General features: G+C 62.1%; 17 protein-coding genes. 6 read left to right on the top strand and 11 right to left on the bottom strand.

Annotated elements, in window-relative coordinates; genetic code table 11:
• Positions 1-25: 25 nt before the first annotated feature.
• From JAB1_RS04415 to rapZ, 3 genes are all read left to right on the top strand, one after another.
• Positions 26-508 carry a PTS sugar transporter subunit IIA gene (locus JAB1_RS04415; RefSeq protein WP_034753339.1) on the top strand — a complete coding sequence of 161 codons (483 nt, stop codon included), beginning with the start codon at positions 26-28 and terminating at the stop codon, positions 506-508.
• A gap of 39 nt (positions 509-547) precedes the next feature.
• The gene (gene hprK, locus JAB1_RS04410; protein WP_034753337.1) at positions 548-1483 is read left to right on the top strand and encodes an HPr(Ser) kinase/phosphatase; all 936 of its coding nucleotides are present in this window, start codon (positions 548-550) and stop codon (positions 1481-1483) included.
• Between the two features lie 215 nt (positions 1484-1698).
• Positions 1699-2562 (top strand): RNase adapter RapZ, encoded by an 864-nt coding sequence (gene rapZ / locus JAB1_RS04405; RefSeq protein ID WP_035824128.1) that lies wholly within the window; start codon positions 1699-1701, stop codon positions 2560-2562.
• On the opposite strand, the gene JAB1_RS04400 is transcribed toward rapZ, so the two are convergent.
• From JAB1_RS04400 to JAB1_RS04365, 8 genes are all read right to left on the bottom strand, one after another.
• On the bottom strand, positions 2563-3648 hold the full coding sequence (locus JAB1_RS04400) for an enoyl-CoA hydratase/isomerase family protein (RefSeq protein WP_070278969.1): 1086 nt from the start codon (positions 3646-3648) through the stop codon (positions 2563-2565).
• A gap of 135 nt (positions 3649-3783) precedes the next feature.
• Positions 3784-4146: a ribosome-associated translation inhibitor RaiA gene (gene raiA / locus JAB1_RS04395; protein ID WP_034778388.1), complete on the bottom strand. Its 363-nt coding sequence runs from the start codon at positions 4144-4146 to the stop codon at positions 3784-3786.
• A 69-nt stretch (positions 4147-4215) separates the two neighbouring features.
• The gene (locus tag JAB1_RS04390) at positions 4216-5694 is read right to left on the bottom strand and encodes an RNA polymerase factor sigma-54 (RefSeq protein ID WP_070278968.1); all 1479 of its coding nucleotides are present in this window, start codon (positions 5692-5694) and stop codon (positions 4216-4218) included.
• Between the two features lie 4 nt (positions 5695-5698).
• A complete protein-coding gene (gene lptB / locus JAB1_RS04385; protein ID WP_034778383.1) occupies positions 5699-6454 on the bottom strand; it encodes an LPS export ABC transporter ATP-binding protein in 756 nt (251 codons plus the stop codon).
• Positions 6454-7035 carry a lipopolysaccharide transport periplasmic protein LptA gene (gene lptA, locus JAB1_RS04380; protein ID WP_034778381.1) on the bottom strand — a complete coding sequence of 194 codons (582 nt, stop codon included), beginning with the start codon at positions 7033-7035 and terminating at the stop codon, positions 6454-6456. Before lptA ends, lptB begins: the two co-directional genes overlap by 1 nt.
• Positions 7036-7060: 25 nt before the next feature.
• Positions 7061-7672 (bottom strand): LPS export ABC transporter periplasmic protein LptC, encoded by a 612-nt coding sequence (gene lptC, locus JAB1_RS04375; RefSeq protein ID WP_070259590.1) that lies wholly within the window; start codon positions 7670-7672, stop codon positions 7061-7063.
• Between the two features lie 42 nt (positions 7673-7714).
• Positions 7715-8248 (bottom strand): HAD hydrolase family protein, encoded by a 534-nt coding sequence (locus JAB1_RS04370; protein WP_034778379.1) that lies wholly within the window; start codon positions 8246-8248, stop codon positions 7715-7717.
• Positions 8248-9258 (bottom strand): KpsF/GutQ family sugar-phosphate isomerase, encoded by a 1011-nt coding sequence (locus JAB1_RS04365; RefSeq protein WP_092609071.1) that lies wholly within the window; start codon positions 9256-9258, stop codon positions 8248-8250. Before JAB1_RS04365 ends, JAB1_RS04370 begins: the two co-directional genes overlap by 1 nt.
• 108 nt (positions 9259-9366) lie before the next feature.
• Here JAB1_RS04365 and JAB1_RS04360 point away from each other — a divergent pair, with 108 nt between their 5' ends.
• On the top strand, positions 9367-11346 hold the full coding sequence (locus JAB1_RS04360) for a monovalent cation:proton antiporter family protein (RefSeq protein WP_034778378.1): 1980 nt from the start codon (positions 9367-9369) through the stop codon (positions 11344-11346).
• Here the strand turns inward: JAB1_RS04360 and JAB1_RS04355 are convergent, their stop codons facing one another.
• The 3 genes from JAB1_RS04355 to JAB1_RS04345 form a co-directional block, all read right to left on the bottom strand.
• Positions 11347-12504, bottom strand: coding sequence for a DUF484 family protein (locus tag JAB1_RS04355; protein ID WP_070278967.1), 1158 nt, complete (start codon positions 12502-12504; stop codon positions 11347-11349).
• 34 nt (positions 12505-12538) lie between these two features.
• Positions 12539-13390, bottom strand: coding sequence for an MOSC N-terminal beta barrel domain-containing protein (locus JAB1_RS04350; protein ID WP_070278966.1), 852 nt, complete (start codon positions 13388-13390; stop codon positions 12539-12541).
• Between the two features lie 128 nt (positions 13391-13518).
• Complete coding sequence (locus JAB1_RS04345) at positions 13519-14559, bottom strand: type II asparaginase (RefSeq protein ID WP_225317257.1); 1041 nt, start codon at positions 14557-14559, stop codon at positions 13519-13521.
• Positions 14560-14746: 187 nt separating this feature from the next.
• Between JAB1_RS04345 and JAB1_RS04340 the strand changes: the two genes are divergently transcribed.
• Positions 14747-15241, top strand: a complete 495-nt coding sequence (locus JAB1_RS04340) for a hypothetical protein (protein WP_070278965.1) — start codon at positions 14747-14749, stop codon at positions 15239-15241.
• Positions 15238-16074 (top strand): MipA/OmpV family protein, encoded by an 837-nt coding sequence (locus tag JAB1_RS04335; RefSeq protein WP_070278964.1) that lies wholly within the window; start codon positions 15238-15240, stop codon positions 16072-16074. The genes JAB1_RS04340 and JAB1_RS04335 overlap by 4 nt, the downstream gene beginning before the upstream one ends.
• Positions 16075-16076 lie beyond the last annotated feature (2 nt).

Raw genomic sequence — 16076 nt, 5'->3', positions numbered from 1 at the left:
GCATTGCACCATTTCATTGAGTGTCATGACTAATCTTAGCAAAATACTATCCCTCGAAAACGTCCTGCTGGACCTGGAAGTCTCCAGTAAAAAACGTGCCTTCGAGCAAGCCGGCCTGATCTTCGAAAACAATTACGGCATCGCCCGCTCTACCGTCTCGGACAATCTGTTTGCCCGCGAACGCCTGGGCTCGACTGGTCTGGGCCATGGCGTGGCCGTGCCGCATGGCAGGGTCAAGGGCAGCAAAACCTTGAAATCGCCGCTGGGCGCCTTCGTCCGCCTGGCCGAGCCGATTCCGTTCGAGTCGCCCGATGGCAAGCCTGTCAATCTGCTGTTTTTCCTGCTGATTCCCGATCATGTCACCCAGCAACATCTGGAAATCCTGTCGGAAATCGCTGAAATGTTTTCCGATGACGCCTTCCGCACGGCACTGGCCACGGATCCGGAACCGAAATCCGTACATTCGCGCATCGTCAATTGGCAACCTAGTCTGCAAGCGGCGGGTTAAACTTCAGGTATTCCTCCACTCCTGAAGAAGAAGACTGCCATGTTGCAAACGCCACTGACGATACAACGCCTGTACGACGACAATCGTGAAAGTCTGCAACTGGGCTGGTTCGCCGGCTTCCCCGGCGGCGAGCGCCTGATCTCGGGCGATGTCTCGTCGGCCGCCGACCAGGTGGGCCACTTGAACCTGATCCATCCGGGCCGCATCCAGGTCTTCGGCCACCAGGAAATCAATTACTACCAGCGCCTGAAGGTCAACACGCGCACCCACGTGATTGGCGAGCTGATCGCCGGCGGTCCGCCCGCGCTGATCATCGCGCAAGGACTGGAAACGCCGCCCGACATCCTCGCCATCTGCGACGAGCAAAACATTCCCCTGTTCTCCACCCCGCTGCCGGCCGCGCAAGTGATCGACTTCCTGCGCGTCTACCTGTCCAAAAAGCTGGCGCAACGCATCATCATGCATGGCGTGTTCATGGACGTGCTGGGCGTGGGCGTGCTGATCACGGGCGATTCGGGCCTGGGCAAGAGCGAACTGGGGCTGGAACTGATTTCGCGCAGCCACGGCCTGGTGGCCGACGACGCCGTCGAATTCTCGCGCATCGCGCCCAACATGATCGAAGGCCGCTGCCCGCCTTTGCTGCAAAACCTGCTGGAAGTGCGGGGCCTGGGCTTGCTCGATATCAAGGCCATCTTTGGCGAAACGGCCGTGCGCCGCAAGATGCGCCTGAAACTGATCGTGCATCTGGTGCGCCGCAACGCGCTGGAAGAGGAAGTCGAGCGCCTGCCTTTCCTGTTCCCCACGGAAGACGTGCTGGGTTTGCCCGTGCGCAAGGTCGTCATCCCCGTCGCCGCCGGCCGCAACATCGCCGTACTGCTGGAAGCGGCCGTGCGCAACACGATTTTGCAATTGCGCGGCATCGATACCTTGCAGGAGTTCATGGAGCGGCAGAGGTTGGCAATGAGTGGCGATTAGCAAGTAGGTCGGATTAGCGCGGCAACGCCGTGCGTAATCCGACGACATTGTTGGCCCATGCCGCGGTGTCGGCTTACGCGCGACGCGCTAAGCCGACCTACGGTCGTGACGAGAGCGCCCTGCCAATCCCGGCAATATCACATTCCAAATTGCAATAATTTGTAAAGATAATTGCCTTGGAAGCAGAGCGCCGATCTTTATTGTATGATCGGCGTATGCATATCGTCCTTATCACCGGAATATCCGGCTCCGGTAAATCCGTTGCGCTCAATGTGCTGGAAGATACCGGCTACTATTGTGTCGACAACCTGCCGCCGGCCTTGCTGCCCAGCCTGGTGCAGACCCTGCTCGACGAAGGTACACCGCAACTGGCCGTCGCCGTCGATGCGCGCAGCGCCGAGTCGCTGACCAGCCTGCCGCACAATGTGGCCCTGCTGCGCGACCAGGGGCATGACGTCAAGGTCATGTTCTTGACGGCCACCACGCATTCGCTGGTGGCGCGCTTCTCGGAAACGCGGCGCAGCCATCCGCTGTCGCACGAATTGCGTCCGAACCAGAATCCGGCCAGTCGCCGCACGCTGATCGAGTGCATCTCGGAAGAACGCGAACGCCTGTCAGCCATCGAACAGCTGGGCCATGTGATCGACACGTCGGAACTGAGCGCCAACAAGCTGCGCGCCTGGATCAAGGATATCGTCGCCTCCGAACGCGCGCCGCTGACCCTGTTCTTCGAATCGTTCGCCTTCAAGCTGGGCGTGCCGCTGGACGCCGATTTCGTCTTCGACGTGCGGGCCTTGCCGAATCCCTATTACGACCTGGCGCTGCGCCCGCTCGACGGCCGCGATGCGCCCGTGATCGCCTTCCTCGACGCGCAGCCGAGCGCGCTGGAACTGCTGGCCGACATCCGCGCCTTCATCGAGAAATGGTTGCCGTCATTCAAGTCCGACAACCGCAGCTACCTGACGGTGGCCCTGGGCTGCACGGGCGGCCAGCACCGCTCCGTGTACATGGCGGAGCGGCTGGCGCAGTATTTCGGCCCCAACGAGCGCGTCGTCCTGCGCCACCGCGAACGCAGCTAATTAGTCGAGGTGGCGCAGCGGATGCGCCGCGGCTGGCCAGACGGGGGCAAAGAAGCGCGCCACCATGGCCGCATCGACGTCGTCCAGGCTGGCAGGGTTCCAGCGCGGTGCATTGTCCTTGTCGACCACCAGCGCGCGCACGCCCTCGAGCACTTCGCCATGTTCGAAATTATGGCGCACCACCGTGCGCTCCATGCGCAGGCAATCGGCCACGCCCAGGTGGGCGCCCCGCTGCAGCAATTCCAGGGTCACCGACATCATCAAGGGCGAACGCAGGCGCATGGCCGCCAGCGCCTTGGCCGCGAACGCGCTGTCATCCTGCGCCAGCGAGGCCATGATGGCGGCCACGGAAGGGGCGCCGAAATGGCGGTCCAGCGCCGTGCGCGCCGTGGCCAGGGGAGATACCCCCGCCTCGGCCTGGAAAGGCGCCGCCAGCGCCTTGATGGCCACCGGCAAGGCCTCGCCCCGCGTCGATTCGAACAGGTCCAGCAGCGCCCCCATCTGCGCCTCAGGCAGGTAGACATCGGCCAGCCCCGTGTACAGGGCATCGGCCGCGTTGATCGTCAAGCCCGTCAAGCCCAGGTACAGGCCCAGCTGGCCGGCCAGGCGGGATAGAAAATAACTGCCGCCCACGTCGGGAAACAAGCCGATATTGACTTCCGGCATGGCCATGCGCGTGCGGCCCGTCACGATGCGCAGGCGGTTGCCCGGCCCGGCTTGCGCCACGCCCATGCCGCCGCCCATCACCACGCCATCCATCACGGCGATATACGGTTTCGGGTAGAAATGAATTAAATGATTTAAAGCATATTCTTCCGTAAAGAAATCTTCCAGCATGGCGCTGCCGCCTTGCGGCGTGGCCAAGCCAGCATCGAAAAAGAAACGGATGTCGCCGCCGGCGCACAGGGCTTTTTCACTGCTGGAGCGGATCACCACGGCGTCCACCTGCGGATCGTCGCGCCAGGCCAGCAGGGCCGCGCTCAGGGCGCGCACCATCTCCAGCGACAGGGAATTCAAGGCTTTCGGACGGTCGAGCACGATATGGCCCGTGCGGTTGCGGATGGAAGTCTGGACGAAGTCGCTCATGGCAGGCAGGAAAAAAGTGAAAGTGCAAACATTTTAGCCCCTGCGCGGCGAACATTGCGCTCAAAAGGTCCAGGCGCAAAAAAGGGCGCAAGATGTGCGCCCTTAGTTGATCACAACTGCTGGAAGCGGGTGGCCTTAGACGGCGACGACGGCTTCTTCCTCGGAGTTGTCTGGCAGATGCTTGATCGCCTCTTTACCGTGCCCTTGCACTTTGGTTTTGTATTTCATCACTTGCCTATCGAGCTTGTCGATCAGGGTATCGATCGCGGCGTACAGGTCGTGCGCCAAGCTTTCCACATAGACAGTCTTGCCGCTCAAACGCAGGTTGACTTCAGCCTTTTGACGTTTTTCTTTCTCTTTGAGGTTATCCACGGTCAGAATCACGGCAATATCGATGACTTGATCGAAATGACGTTTCACGCGCTCCAGCTTCGTTTGTACGTATTCACGGATGGCTGGTGTCACTTCGAGATGATGTCCGCTGATGGTGAGATTCATACACACTCCTAAAGATGATCGGGTTCGTGCGGTCCATCCTATCCGGCCCGCAGAGGAACCGAAAAAAACTTACAAACACTTACGCAGGCTCACTGGCGGAATTTTCAACGCTTCCCGGTATTTGGCAACAGTACGTCGCGCAATCACCATGCCTTGCTCCCCCAGCATGTCCGCAATCTTACTGTCGGATAAAGGATTTTTAGGGTCTTCTGCTCCTGTCAGTTGCACGATCAATGCCCGTATCGCCGTCGATGACGCTTCGCCCCCCGCTTCGGTGGCGACGTGGCTACCAAAGAAATATTTCAACTCGAACATGCCGTGCGGGGTCAGCATGTACTTTTGAGTTGTTACCCGCGAGATAGTACTCTCGTGTAAACCCAGTGTATCAGCTATTTCACGGAGCACAAGGGGACGCATGGCAACGGCCCCATGCGAGAAAAAGTTCTTTTGTCTTTCTACTATCGCCTGCGCCACGCGCAGGATCGTGTCGAAGCGCTGGCGCATATTCTTGATCAGCCACTTGGCTTCCTGCAACTGTGCGCCCATGGCGCCCTCGCCCTTGCCCTGCTTGAGCAAGTTGGCGTACATGGCATTGACGCGCAGGCGCGGCATGACATCGTTGTTCAGGGTGACTTGCCAGCCATTGCGCGCGCGCTTGACGACGACGTCGGGCACCACGTAATCGGACACGTCCGAGGCGAACACGGCGCCCGGATGCGGATTGCACTGGCGAATCACCGTCTGCGCTTCGCGCAAGTCTTCATCGTCGCAATCGAGGGCTTTTTTCAGCTTGTTGAAATCGCGCTGGGCAAACCAGGCCAGGTGCTTTTCCACGATGACGAGGGCCATGCGGCGCGTCACCATGGCGATGTGCGGCAAACGCTTGATTTGCAGCGCCAGGCATTCGGAGGCATTGCGCGCGCCCACGCCGGGCGGATCGAAACTTTGCAAGAGAGACAAGGCCGTGCGCATCTCGTCGGCGTCGATTTCCAGCTCTTCCGGCAGGCGCGCCAGGATGTCGTCGAGCGACTCTTCCAGGTAGCCATTGTCGTCGAGCGCGTCGATGATCAGCTCGACCAGCGCGCGGTCGCGCAATTCAAGCACCGTCACGCGCATCTGCTCCATCAGGTGTTCGCGCAGGGTGCAGTGATGGGCCTCCAGTTGCGGACGCGAATCTTCGTCGTCGGGCGCCTTGCCCCGGCTCGCCTCGCTCCAGTCGCTGTCGCCGCCATCCGCGGCGGCCGGACCCTCGCCGGCATCGCCATCAAAGGTTTCCGCTTCGGCCGGCGCTGCGGGCACCTCCTGGCCTGGCGGCTGGGGCGGCGCTTCGGCCGGCGCGGCCGTGGAACTCAAGGCACCGTCGGACAGCAGGCGCAGCGAACGGTCGAGCGGATCATCGAGGCGTTCGAGCAAGGGATTGTCCGTCAGCAATTGCTCTAGTTCCTGATGCAATTCCAGGGTAGACAATTGCAACAGGCGTATCGATTGCTGCAACTGCGGCGTCAGTGCCAGGTGCTGCGAAGTGCGCAGCTGCAATGATTGTTTCATTGGCTTACATGCGGAAGTGTTCGCCCAGATAGACCCGGCGTACCGACTCGTTCGCGATGATGTCGTCGGGGCGCCCCGACGCCAGTACCGAGCCCTGGTTGATGATGTAGGCACGGTCGCAGATACCCAGCGTCTCACGCACATTATGATCGGTGATCAGCACGCCGATATTGCGCTCCTTCAAGAAACGCACGATGCGCTGGATCTCGATCACGGCGATCGGATCGACACCGGCAAACGGTTCGTCGAGCAGCACGAAACGGGGATCGGTGGCCAGCGCGCGGGCGATTTCCACGCGGCGGCGCTCGCCACCGGACAGCGACAGGGCCTGGTTCTCGCGCAGCTTTTCAATCTGCAAGTCAGCCAGCAATTTATCCAGGCGCACCTCGATCTCGGCCTTCGTCAGCGGACGGCCTTCGACGGTCTGGATTTCCAGCACGGCGCGGATATTGTCTTCGACCGTCAGTTTGCGGAAGACGGACGCTTCCTGCGGCAGGTAGGACAGGCCCATCTGCGCGCGGCGGTGGATCGGCAGGCTGGAGATGTCCACGCCGCTGATATCGATGCTGCCGCCATCGGACGGCACCAAGCCGACGATCATGTAGAACGAGGTGGTCTTGCCGGCGCCGTTCGGGCCCAGCAAACCCACCACTTCGCCGCATTCGACTTGCAGCGAGACATCATGCACGACTTGCCGCTTGCCATAGGTTTTTTGCAGCCCGCGAACGATCAGGGTGCTGCCGCAACGAGTATTATCCATTATTTCTTTCCTGGCGCAGGCGTGGCCGGCGCTTTCTCCGCCGCCGGTGCCTTGGTTTTCGGCTGGATCACCATGCGCACGCTGCCGCCATCCGGGGTGCTGGTGCCGCTGTTGGAATTTTCCATCGCAAACACTTCCTTGCGGCTGTCATACGAGATGAAGGCGCCATTGGCCACGTCGGTCACTTTCGTGCCTTCCAGGCGCGTCAGCTTGGCCCTGGAAAACAGTTTCACCACTTCCGTCTTGTTGTCGTATTCCACGCGCTCCGCTTCGCCTTCCACCCACAGGTCGCCCGCGCCATCGCGCTTCTGGCGGAAGGTGGCGAGCTTGCCGGGATCGGCCCAGAAGGTAATGAACTGGTAGCCTTGCGGATCTTCCGTGATCACGGCGCGACCCGCCTTCATGGTCAGGGTCCCCTTGACCAGCACGACGTCGCCCGTCAGGGTGCGCACCTGCTTGATGTCATCGACGTGGCCGCTACGTGCCGTGATGACGGCTTCCTTCTCGGAATCGGCCTTCTCGGCATGCGCCACGCCCATGATGGCCAGGGAAAATACGGTCAACAGCAAGATGTTCTTCATAGTATGGTTTCCTTGTTTCATTCTGTCATTTTGCCGCCGCGGCCGGGCGCGGTTTCGGCGGGAGGACCATGCGCAGCGCATTCTGCACTTCCACCACGCCGGTGGCGTTATTGGCTTTCATGCCGATGCCATTGAGGCGCGAGGTGCCCGTCAGGATATCGACAGGCACGTCCGTTTCCATTCTTTCCTCATCCGGGAACACCGTCAGCGCTTCCGTCTTGACCGTCAGGTTCTGCGCCTTCGGACTGGCCACGCGGTCGATCACGACATTGCGGTGCAGTTGCAGCCGGGTATTGTCCTGGTCGATATGCGCCAGTTCCGCATTCATGTTCATCGGTGGCATGCCTGGCGTGAGCTTGCGCACGAAGGGCCGGTCGATATCGGACGAATCGTCCAGCGGATAATGCGTGAGCTTGGTGCCCGACACGATATAGCTGGGTTTTCCCGTCAAGTCCATACGCACCAGGCTGAAATTGGTAATGAAATAGTCGGGCTCATCCAGATGCTTGCTGGCCGTGATGTCCTGGCTATTCTTGTTCATCACCTCGAGCAGCCAAAAGCTGCCCAGCGCGACAACAACCGCGCCCAGCACGGTAAAAATCATGCGCCAGCGATGGGCGCCTCCTGGCTTACGCATAGGGCTTCACTCTTTCAAATGTCACTGGCGAGGCGGCGCGCCTCACTCCAGGAACGGCGCCATGACGCGCGCATAATTGTCCTGGGCACGCAGCAGGAATTCGCAGATCTCGCGCACCGCGCCGCGGCCACCGCCGGCCTGCGTCACATGGTGGGCCAGGCCCTGCACTTCCGGGCGTCCGCCCGGCACGCTGACGGCAAAGCCGACGCGTTTCAGGATGGGCGCATCGATGACGTCGTCGCCGATATAGCCGCATTGCTCTTCCGTCAAGCCCGTCAGCGCCAGCAGTTCGCGAAACGGCGTCAGCTTGTCGTGGCCGCCTTGGTGTACGTGGGTAATGCCCAGGTCTTGCGCGCGGCGCGCCGTGATGGCCGAGCGGCGCGCGCTGATGATGGCCGTCTGCACGCCCGATTCCTGCAGCAGCTTGATGCCCAGGCCATCATACACATTAAACGTTTTCATCATCTCGCCGTCCGGGCCGAAATGCAGGCTGCCGTCGGTGAGCACGCCATCGACGTCAAAGATCATCAGTTTGACCTTGGCCGCGCGTGCCAGGTTGTCCGCCACGCTATCCATCAGATCACCTTCGCTTGCGTCAGATCATGGATATGCAGCGCGCCCACCAGTTTGCCGTCGGCATCGACGACCAGCATCTGGTTGATGCGGAACTGCTCCATCACGGCCACGGCGTCCACGGCCAGGCGTTCGGGCGCGATGCTGCGCGGCTGCGCATGCATGACGTCGCGGATCGCCACTTGCGTGAAATCCTGCACGCGCTCGAACATGCGGCGCAAGTCGCCATCCGTAAACACGCCCACGGGGCGGTTGTCCGCGTCGACGACGGCCGTCATGCCCATGCCTTTCTTCGTCATTTCTTCCAGCGCCTGCAGCAAGGAAGCCTGCACGGGCACTTTCGGCACGCGTTCGCCGCTGCGCATGACATCATGCACGTGCGTGAGCAGGCGACGGCCCAGGGCGCCGCCCGGGTGCGAGCGGGCGAAATCTTCTTCCTTGAAGCCGCGCAAGTCGAGCAAGGCCACGGCAAGCGCGTCGCCCAGGGCCAGGGTGACGGTGGTGCTGGCCGTCGGCGCCAGGTTCAGCGGACAGGCTTCTTTCTCAACAGAAATATCCAGGTGCACGTCGGCCAATTGCGCCAGGCTCGAATTCGGCTTGCCCGTCATGGAAATCAGCACGCCACCCATGCGCTTGACGACGGGCATGATGGCCATCAGTTCCGACGATTCGCCGGAGTACGATATGGCAATAAAAGCATCTTCCGAGGTGACCATGCCCAGGTCGCCATGGGCCGCTTCGGCCGGATGCACGAACAGGGCCGGCGTGCCGGTGGAAGCGAGGGTGGCGGCAATCTTGCGCGCGATATGGCCAGATTTGCCGATGCCGGAGACGACGACTCTTCCTTTGCATTGCAACAACATCGCCACGGCGCGGCCCACGCTGTCGTCCGTGGCCAGGCGCGCGTGCAGCGCAACGATGGCGTCGGACTCGATCTGCAAGGTGGTGCGGGCCAGCGCGACGGCGCGCTCGGTCGTCGCTTGCATGTCAATTCGATCAAAAGCTTTCAGCATTGTTTTTTCATGGGTTACACTCATGCCCAAAGTATAAACGAATTAGGAAAGCAAAAAACTTGCCAGTCACAACAAACAACGATTTCCATTGACCGCACCGGGCAACCCATGTTTTCCTCGCTTGAACTGACCCTGATGTTACTCGGCAGCGCCGTGCTGGGCGTGGTCGCTTTCAGAATGTTGCATTTGCCGCCCATGCTGGGCTACCTGGCCGTCGGCATCGTCATCGGCCCTCACGCGCTGGGCCTGGCGGCGGAAAACGAGGCCAGCCACACTCTGGCCGAGTTCGGCGTCGTCTTCCTGATGTTTTCCATCGGGCTCGAATTTTCTCTCCCCAAGTTCCTCGCCATGCGGCGCATCGTCTTCGGCCTTGGCATGGCGCAGGTGGTCACCACCATCATCGCCACCGTCTTCTTCGGCTGGTTCGTCGGACATTACCTGTCCGCCTACATCCACCTGAGCTGGCAAGCCGCCTTCGCCCTGGGCGGCGCGCTGGCCATGTCGTCGACGGCCATCGTCTCGAAAATGCTCACGGAACGGCTGGAACTCGAAAGCGAACACGGCCGCAAGATCATCGGCATTTTGCTGTTCCAGGACCTGGCCGTCGTGCCCCTGCTGATCCTGATTCCCGCCCTCACGCGCGATTCGGACAACCTGGCCGAAACCCTGGCCTGGGCCGGCGGCAAGGCCCTGGTGGTGCTGATCTTGCTGCTTTTCATCGGCCAGAAGCTGGTGCGCGGCTGGCTGACCATCGTCGCCAAGCGCCGCTCGCAAGAGTTGTTCATGCTCAACCTGCTCCTGATTACCCTGGGCGCGGCCTGGATCACGGAACGGGCGGGGCTGTCGCTGGCCCTGGGAGCGTTTGTTGCCGGGATGCTCATTTCCGAGACGGAATTCAAGCACCAGGTGGAAGAGGATATCAAGCCCTTCCGCGACGTGCTGCTGGGCCTGTTCTTCATCACCGTCGGCATGCTGCTCAATATCCGTGTGGTGTTTGAGAACTGGTGGCTCGTCCTGCTGCTGCTGTGCGGCCCCGTGCTGCTGAAATTCGCCCTGATCGCGGGGCTGGCCCGGCTGTTCGGCTCCAGCAACGGCGTGGCCCTGCGCACGGGGCTGGGACTGGCGCAGGCGGGCGAGTTCGGCTTCGTGCTGCTGAACCTGGCTGGCGGCATCAAGCTGATGGACCCGTTCGTCGTGCAGGTGGTGCTGGCGTCGATGGTGCTGTCGATGCTGGTGGCGCCCTTCCTCATCGCCAAGTCCGACGCCATCGTCATGAAACTGGCGGCCAACGACTGGATGATGCAATCGTTGGCGCTGACCAAGATCGCCACGCGCACCATGGCGTCGCAGAAACACGTGCTGATCGCCGGCTTCGGGCGCAGCGGACAAAGCCTGGCCACCCTGCTGGCGGAAGAAAAGATCGAATACCACGCGCTGGACCTGGACCCGGAACGGGTGCAGGAAGCGCAGCTGGCCGGCGCCCACGTGTCGTATGGCGACGCGGGCCGGCGCGAAAGCCTGGTGGCCGCCGGCATCTACCGGGCCAGCGCCGTGGTGATCACGTATGCGAATACGCCTTCGGCACTGAAGTTATTGCATTTGCTTAACGAAATGGCGCCGACCCTGCCCGTCATCGTGCGCAGCCACGACGATACCGACCTCGACCAGCTGAAGAAGGCGGGCGCGGCCGAAGTGGTGCCGGAATTGATGGAAGGCAGCCTGATGCTCGCTTCGCACGCCTTGATCATGATGGGCGTGCCCCTGCGCCGCGTGGTGCACCGGGTGCAGGCGGCGCGCGAAGAACGCTATGCGTCCTTGCGCGGCTATTTCCACGGTTCCAGCGACGCGGGCGACGATGCCGAGCTGGAACGCCTGCATACGGTCACCGTCAACGAGGGCGCGCACTGCGTGGGACTGCCCTTGAGCACGATCGACGTGGCCGGCTGCGGCGCGTTTGTGACCGCCATCCGCCGCGGCAGGGGCCGCCTTGATGTCACCCCCGAGACGCAGCTGGCCAGCGGCGACGTGGTGGTGCTGCGCGGCACGGCCGACGCCGTGGCCAAAGCCGAAACCTTGCTATTGAAATAATTAACCGGGCTGCGCCTGCCAGCTGACGACCTTGTTGCGGCCATCGGCCTTGGCCTGGTACAGGGCCTGGTCGGCGTGCGCCACCAGCTGCTGCGCCACCGTTTCGATGGGGAGTAGCGCCGCGTCCGCTTCCAGGCTGGCCACGCCGATCGACACGCTGACCCACGCTTGCGCGCTGCCCGGCAAGTCAAACATGGTGCCGGCGATGCTGGCGCGAATGCGTTCGGCAACAAAGGTCGCGCTATCGAGGTCGGCGTCGATCAGCAGGACGACGAATTCCTCGCCACCGAAACGGCCCAGCGCATCGGAGCGGCGCAATTCCGTGCGGATGCGCGTGGCCACCTCGCGCAGCACTTCATCGCCGCCCTGGTGGCCATGCGTGTCATTGACCAATTTGAAATGGTCGATGTCGATATACATGCATGAGATGCAATAATTCTGGCGCCGCGCACGGGCGATTTCTTCCAGCAGCCGGCGGTCGATATAGCGCCGGTTGTAGACGCCCGTCAAGGAATCGGTCAAGCCGATGTATTTGAGCATTTCATTGCTGATCACGTTTTCCAGGCATATGGCGATGATGGACGCCATGTGCTTGATGAAATCCGTGCCCAGCGCGGGCGTAAAGCGCGTCACGTCGCTGCTGGCCAGGTTCAGGCTGCCAATCAGGCGCTTGTTGCGCAGCAAGGGCACCAGCGCCACGCTGCGCAGAGCGTCGATCTGCGGAAAACGCGGGCCATGCACGGCCGCGTCGAAAGCACCCAGCAGCGGCAACGGCGGCAAGGCCGCCTCCCCCTCGGCCACGGACGCCGGCGGAGCAAAACCCAGCTCCGCCACGACATGCACAAACAGCAACTGCGGGAAGGCGCTGAAATCGACGCCCAGCTTTTCCATCACCAGCACGATATCGTCATCCTCGTCGAGCAGGCTCAGGGTGACGCCGTCGAGGTCGGAAATCACGGGCAAGGTGCGGAAGATGGTGCCGATCAATTCGGGAAAGGTGGACGCGCTGACGATTTCCAGGTCGAACGCCTGGTGCCGGCACATGATGTCGTGGTTGCGCTCGACCTGTTCCAGCAGGAAAGCCATGCGCGCGCGCAAAGCCTGGTTTTCGGCTTCGAGGCTGGCAATGCGCGGGTCCGGCGGTATTGCTTGATTCATAGAAACCTTAAACCCTTGTGTGCGGGCGCCATGCTTAAAATGCCAGTTCGAAACCGATGTCCTGCCCCACCACGATACGCTCATCGCCGCCTTCGGTGACGATGGCGTTCATGCCGAAGCAGATGGCGCCGTCGAGCTCGGGTTTGGCGCGATAGCCATGCATGACGTCGAGCGGGTCCGGGCCGGGCACGCCCGTGGCCTGGTCCACCGACGGGATCGGGCAGCGCGAACACGGCTTGACGGGTTTCAAGGTGGTCGCGCCAAATTGCAGGAAGTCCGCGTAATCTTCCTCGAAGGCGCCGATGTCGCCAATGACGAGGTTGGGACGGAAACGGTTCATCGGCAGCGCTTCACGGCCGGCGGCGCGCAGCTTGTCATTGACATCGGCTAGCGAGGCGGCACCGGCGATCAGCACGGGATAGCCATCGGCAAACATGGTCGAGGCAGCCACGCCATCCGTCCATTTGGTGCTGGTGGCGCGCACCACGTCCGGGTGAAAGCGCGCCAGGCGGCACGGCACGCCGATGGCCTGACTGAACCAGGTGGCCGTGACTTCATCGCAATCGTAGGCGCGCACGGTATCGTCCCACACTTGCACGTCCAGCAGCGGTGCTAATTGCGGGTGCGGCAAGCCCAGCTCGATTTCCAGGCGCAGCATGCCCGGCGCGCGCAATTCCAGGGTCGTGGCCTTGATGGATGGCACGATCAGCGCCATGCGCGGATATTCGCGCTGGGTCAGGAAGCGGCCTTGCGCGTCCACCACCATCCATTCGCGGTCGAACACGTGCTCGCTCATCAGCCCGGAACGCGTCAAGACGGCCTCGCGCAAATGGATACCGGCGCACGATTTGATCGGATACAGGATGATGTCGGACAGGATAGCCATGGACAGGGGAGAAGGAACAGTATTGCTGCTTCTGCCAGGAAATTATTCAGAAGCGAAGTATGGCAGCAAAGCGGGCAAGCGTAAATCTACCAGGCCCAGCCGCAGTGGCTGGGCCTGCATGACAGCGATCAATAGGTATAGAAGATACGCTGGATTTCTTGCGTGCTATTCGTTTTGGTCAGGGCCAGCATCAGTAGGATGCGGGCTTTTTGCGGGTTCAGGGTGTCGGATACGACACTGTCGAGTTCATCGTCGTTGGCTTCGCCATTGCGCGCAACGATGCCCTGGCCGACTCGGCTCGAACGCACGATCAGCACGCCCTTCTGGCGCGCTTCCACCAGGGCCGGCTTCATCTGCGCGGCCACGCTGCCATCGCCCACGCCCGCGTGGATGATGCCCTTGGCGCCAGCAGCAATAAAGGCATCGATGCCGACACGGTTCATGTTCGCGTAGCCGTAGACGATGTCCACTTGCGGCAGAGCATCGAGCTTGCTGATGTCAAATTCCGATTCCAAGGTGTGCTTGCGCGTCGACTGGCGGTAAAAGAAGGCCTTGCTGCCCTGGATATAGCCGAGCATGCCCAGTTCCGGCGACTTGAAGGTGTCGGTGGTGGACGTATTCGTCTTTGTCACTTCGCGCGCCGCGTTGATCTGGTCGTTCAAGGCCACCAAGACGCCCTTGCCCACGGCTTCCTTGCTGCCCGCCAGCATCACGGCGTTGTACAGGTTGATGGGGCCGTCAGCCGAAATGGCCGTCGACGGACGCATGGCGCCCACGACCACCACCGGTTTGTGGCTTTTCACGGTCAGGTTCAGGAAGTACGCCGTTTCCTCGATCGTGTCCGTGCCGTGCGTGACGACCACGCCATCGACATCGTTCGAGGCCAGCAGCACGTTGATGCGCTTGGCCAGGGTCAGCCAGTGGCTGTTGCCCATGCTTTCACTGGCGATCTGGAACACTTGCTCGCCTTTCACATTCGCCACTTTCTTCAATTCCGGCACGGCCGCGATCAGGCGCTCGACGCCCACGGTGGCCGAGGTGTAGCCAACGGTGGTGGTGCTGTCGGCGCCGCTGCCGGCGATGGTGCCGCCCGTGGCCAGGATCACCACGTTCGGCAATTTGACGGCCGCCTGCTGCGCGCGCGCCGGGGAGGCGGCGATAAAGCCCATCAGCAAGGTAGCCAGCATCAGCTGTGCACAAGAATGGAATTTGCGTGAAAACATGGTGCTCCCGTGAAGTGTACTGTCAAAAATAACAAAGTCGTGTGCAAATTATATGTCATCCATGCCGGGGCAAATCCCGAATTCATGCGTATCGCGCAAACGTGCGCGCCTTCCCATGCGCTAGAGTGGCGCCATGTCCACACTGCTCCCCTTCCGCTCTTGCCTCGTCCTGCCGCTGGTCTTGATGACGCTGGCAGCCTGCGCCACGCAGGTGGAACTGCGCATGGCGGCACAGCAGGAGCAGTTCGGACGCGAGGCGGCCAGCCAGGGCGACTGGGCGCAAGCCATGCGCAGCTACGCGGACGCCGTCGGGAATGTCGAACTGGGCCATGGCGATCCCGCTTGGCAGGCGCGGCTGCACCACCAGGCGGGACGCGCCGCCAGCGGAGCCTGCCGCTACGATGCGGCTGAATTTCATTTCCGCCAGGCCATCGCGCTGGCGAAACGCAGCAAACAATCGAGCGCCCTCAGCTACAAGGCGCTGATCGACCAGTATGAACGCCAGGGCAAGGCGACGGAAGCCTTGGCCGTGCGCAATGAACTGGGCTGGCATCAATCACAAGCGCTGGGGGCGTTTGCCGACCTGGAATCGCTGCCGGTGGGCAAACCTTGCGGAGTCCCCCGATGAATATCGCACGCACCTTGCTGGCCGCCACCTCCCTCTGCACTGCCATGGCGCCGGCGCGCGCCGCCGAAGCACCGCTGCCCTTATGGGAAGCGGGCGTGTTTGGCGGCACGGCCGTCACGCCCGCCTATCCCGGCGCCAGCGAACGCTCGACGCGCAGCCTGGCCCTGCCTTATCTGATTTATCGGGGGAAAGTGTTGCGCGCCGACCGCTCCGGCGTGGGCGCGCGCCTGCTCAACACGGATCGCCTCGACTTCGATATCGGTTTTGCCCTGTCCTTGCCGGCCCGCTCCAGCGACGTGCCGGCCCGGCGCGGCATGCCGGACCTGGGCACCCTGGTGGAATTTGGCCCGCGCCTGAAAATCAAGCTGGCCGAACCGACGCAGCACAGCCGCCTGGGGCTGGAATTGCCCTTGCGCGCCGTCATCGAAGCGCGCGGCGGCCTGCGCCGCCAGGGCGCCACGTTCGAGCCCCGCTTCGTCTACGCGCTGCAAGGCGAGCAGCAGGCATGGCATGTCGATGCCAGCCTGGGCGCCGTGCTGGGCAATGCCGCCATCAACGATTACTTGTATAGCGTGCGCCCCGCGTTCGCCACCGCTCAGCGCCCGGCGTATGCGGCAAAAGGCGGGCTGATGCTCACGCGGCTGGGCCTGGGTGGTTCGTACCGGCTACACCCGGACTGGCGCGCCTTTGCCTTTGTACGCTACGATACTTACACAGGCGCCGCCAACCGCGCCAGCCCGCTGTTGCGCCAGAACAGCGGCACCTCGGCCGGCATCGGCCTGATGTGGACGTGGCAACGTTCAAGCAGCCTGGCACGAGGCCCGGACGAATAGGC

Source organism: Janthinobacterium sp. MP5059B, from assembly GCF_001758645.1.
Lineage (GTDB): Bacteria > Pseudomonadota > Gammaproteobacteria > Burkholderiales > Burkholderiaceae_D > Janthinobacterium > Janthinobacterium lividum.
This window is presented reverse-complemented; position numbering and strand designations above follow the sequence as displayed.

Excerpts from the sequence above, each read along its gene's own strand:
- JAB1_RS04415 (WP_034753339.1), top strand. The coding sequence starts at position 26 with ATGACTAATCTTAGCAAAATACTATCCCTCGAAAACGTCCTGCTGGAC.
- hprK (WP_034753337.1), top strand. The coding sequence starts at position 548 with ATGTTGCAAACGCCACTGACGATACAACGCCTGTACGACGACAATCGT.
- rapZ (WP_035824128.1), top strand. The coding sequence starts at position 1,699 with ATGCATATCGTCCTTATCACCGGAATATCCGGCTCCGGTAAATCCGTT.
- JAB1_RS04400 (WP_070278969.1), bottom strand. The coding sequence starts at position 3,648 with ATGAGCGACTTCGTCCAGACTTCCATCCGCAACCGCACGGGCCATATC.
- raiA (WP_034778388.1), bottom strand. The coding sequence starts at position 4,146 with ATGAATCTCACCATCAGCGGACATCATCTCGAAGTGACACCAGCCATC.
- JAB1_RS04390 (WP_070278968.1), bottom strand. The coding sequence starts at position 5,694 with ATGAAACAATCATTGCAGCTGCGCACTTCGCAGCACCTGGCACTGACG.
- lptB (WP_034778383.1), bottom strand. The coding sequence starts at position 6,454 with ATGGATAATACTCGTTGCGGCAGCACCCTGATCGTTCGCGGGCTGCAA.
- lptA (WP_034778381.1), bottom strand. The coding sequence starts at position 7,035 with ATGAAGAACATCTTGCTGTTGACCGTATTTTCCCTGGCCATCATGGGC.
- lptC (WP_070259590.1), bottom strand. The coding sequence starts at position 7,672 with ATGCGTAAGCCAGGAGGCGCCCATCGCTGGCGCATGATTTTTACCGTG.
- JAB1_RS04370 (WP_034778379.1), bottom strand. The coding sequence starts at position 8,248 with ATGGATAGCGTGGCGGACAACCTGGCACGCGCGGCCAAGGTCAAACTG.
- JAB1_RS04365 (WP_092609071.1), bottom strand. The coding sequence starts at position 9,258 with ATGCTGAAAGCTTTTGATCGAATTGACATGCAAGCGACGACCGAGCGC.
- JAB1_RS04360 (WP_034778378.1), top strand. The coding sequence starts at position 9,367 with ATGTTTTCCTCGCTTGAACTGACCCTGATGTTACTCGGCAGCGCCGTG.
- JAB1_RS04355 (WP_070278967.1), bottom strand. The coding sequence starts at position 12,504 with ATGAATCAAGCAATACCGCCGGACCCGCGCATTGCCAGCCTCGAAGCC.
- JAB1_RS04350 (WP_070278966.1), bottom strand. The coding sequence starts at position 13,390 with ATGGCTATCCTGTCCGACATCATCCTGTATCCGATCAAATCGTGCGCC.
- JAB1_RS04345 (WP_225317257.1), bottom strand. The coding sequence starts at position 14,559 with ATGGGCTTTATCGCCGCCTCCCCGGCGCGCGCGCAGCAGGCGGCCGTC.
- JAB1_RS04340 (WP_070278965.1), top strand. The coding sequence starts at position 14,747 with ATGTCCACACTGCTCCCCTTCCGCTCTTGCCTCGTCCTGCCGCTGGTC.
- JAB1_RS04335 (WP_070278964.1), top strand. The coding sequence starts at position 15,238 with ATGAATATCGCACGCACCTTGCTGGCCGCCACCTCCCTCTGCACTGCC.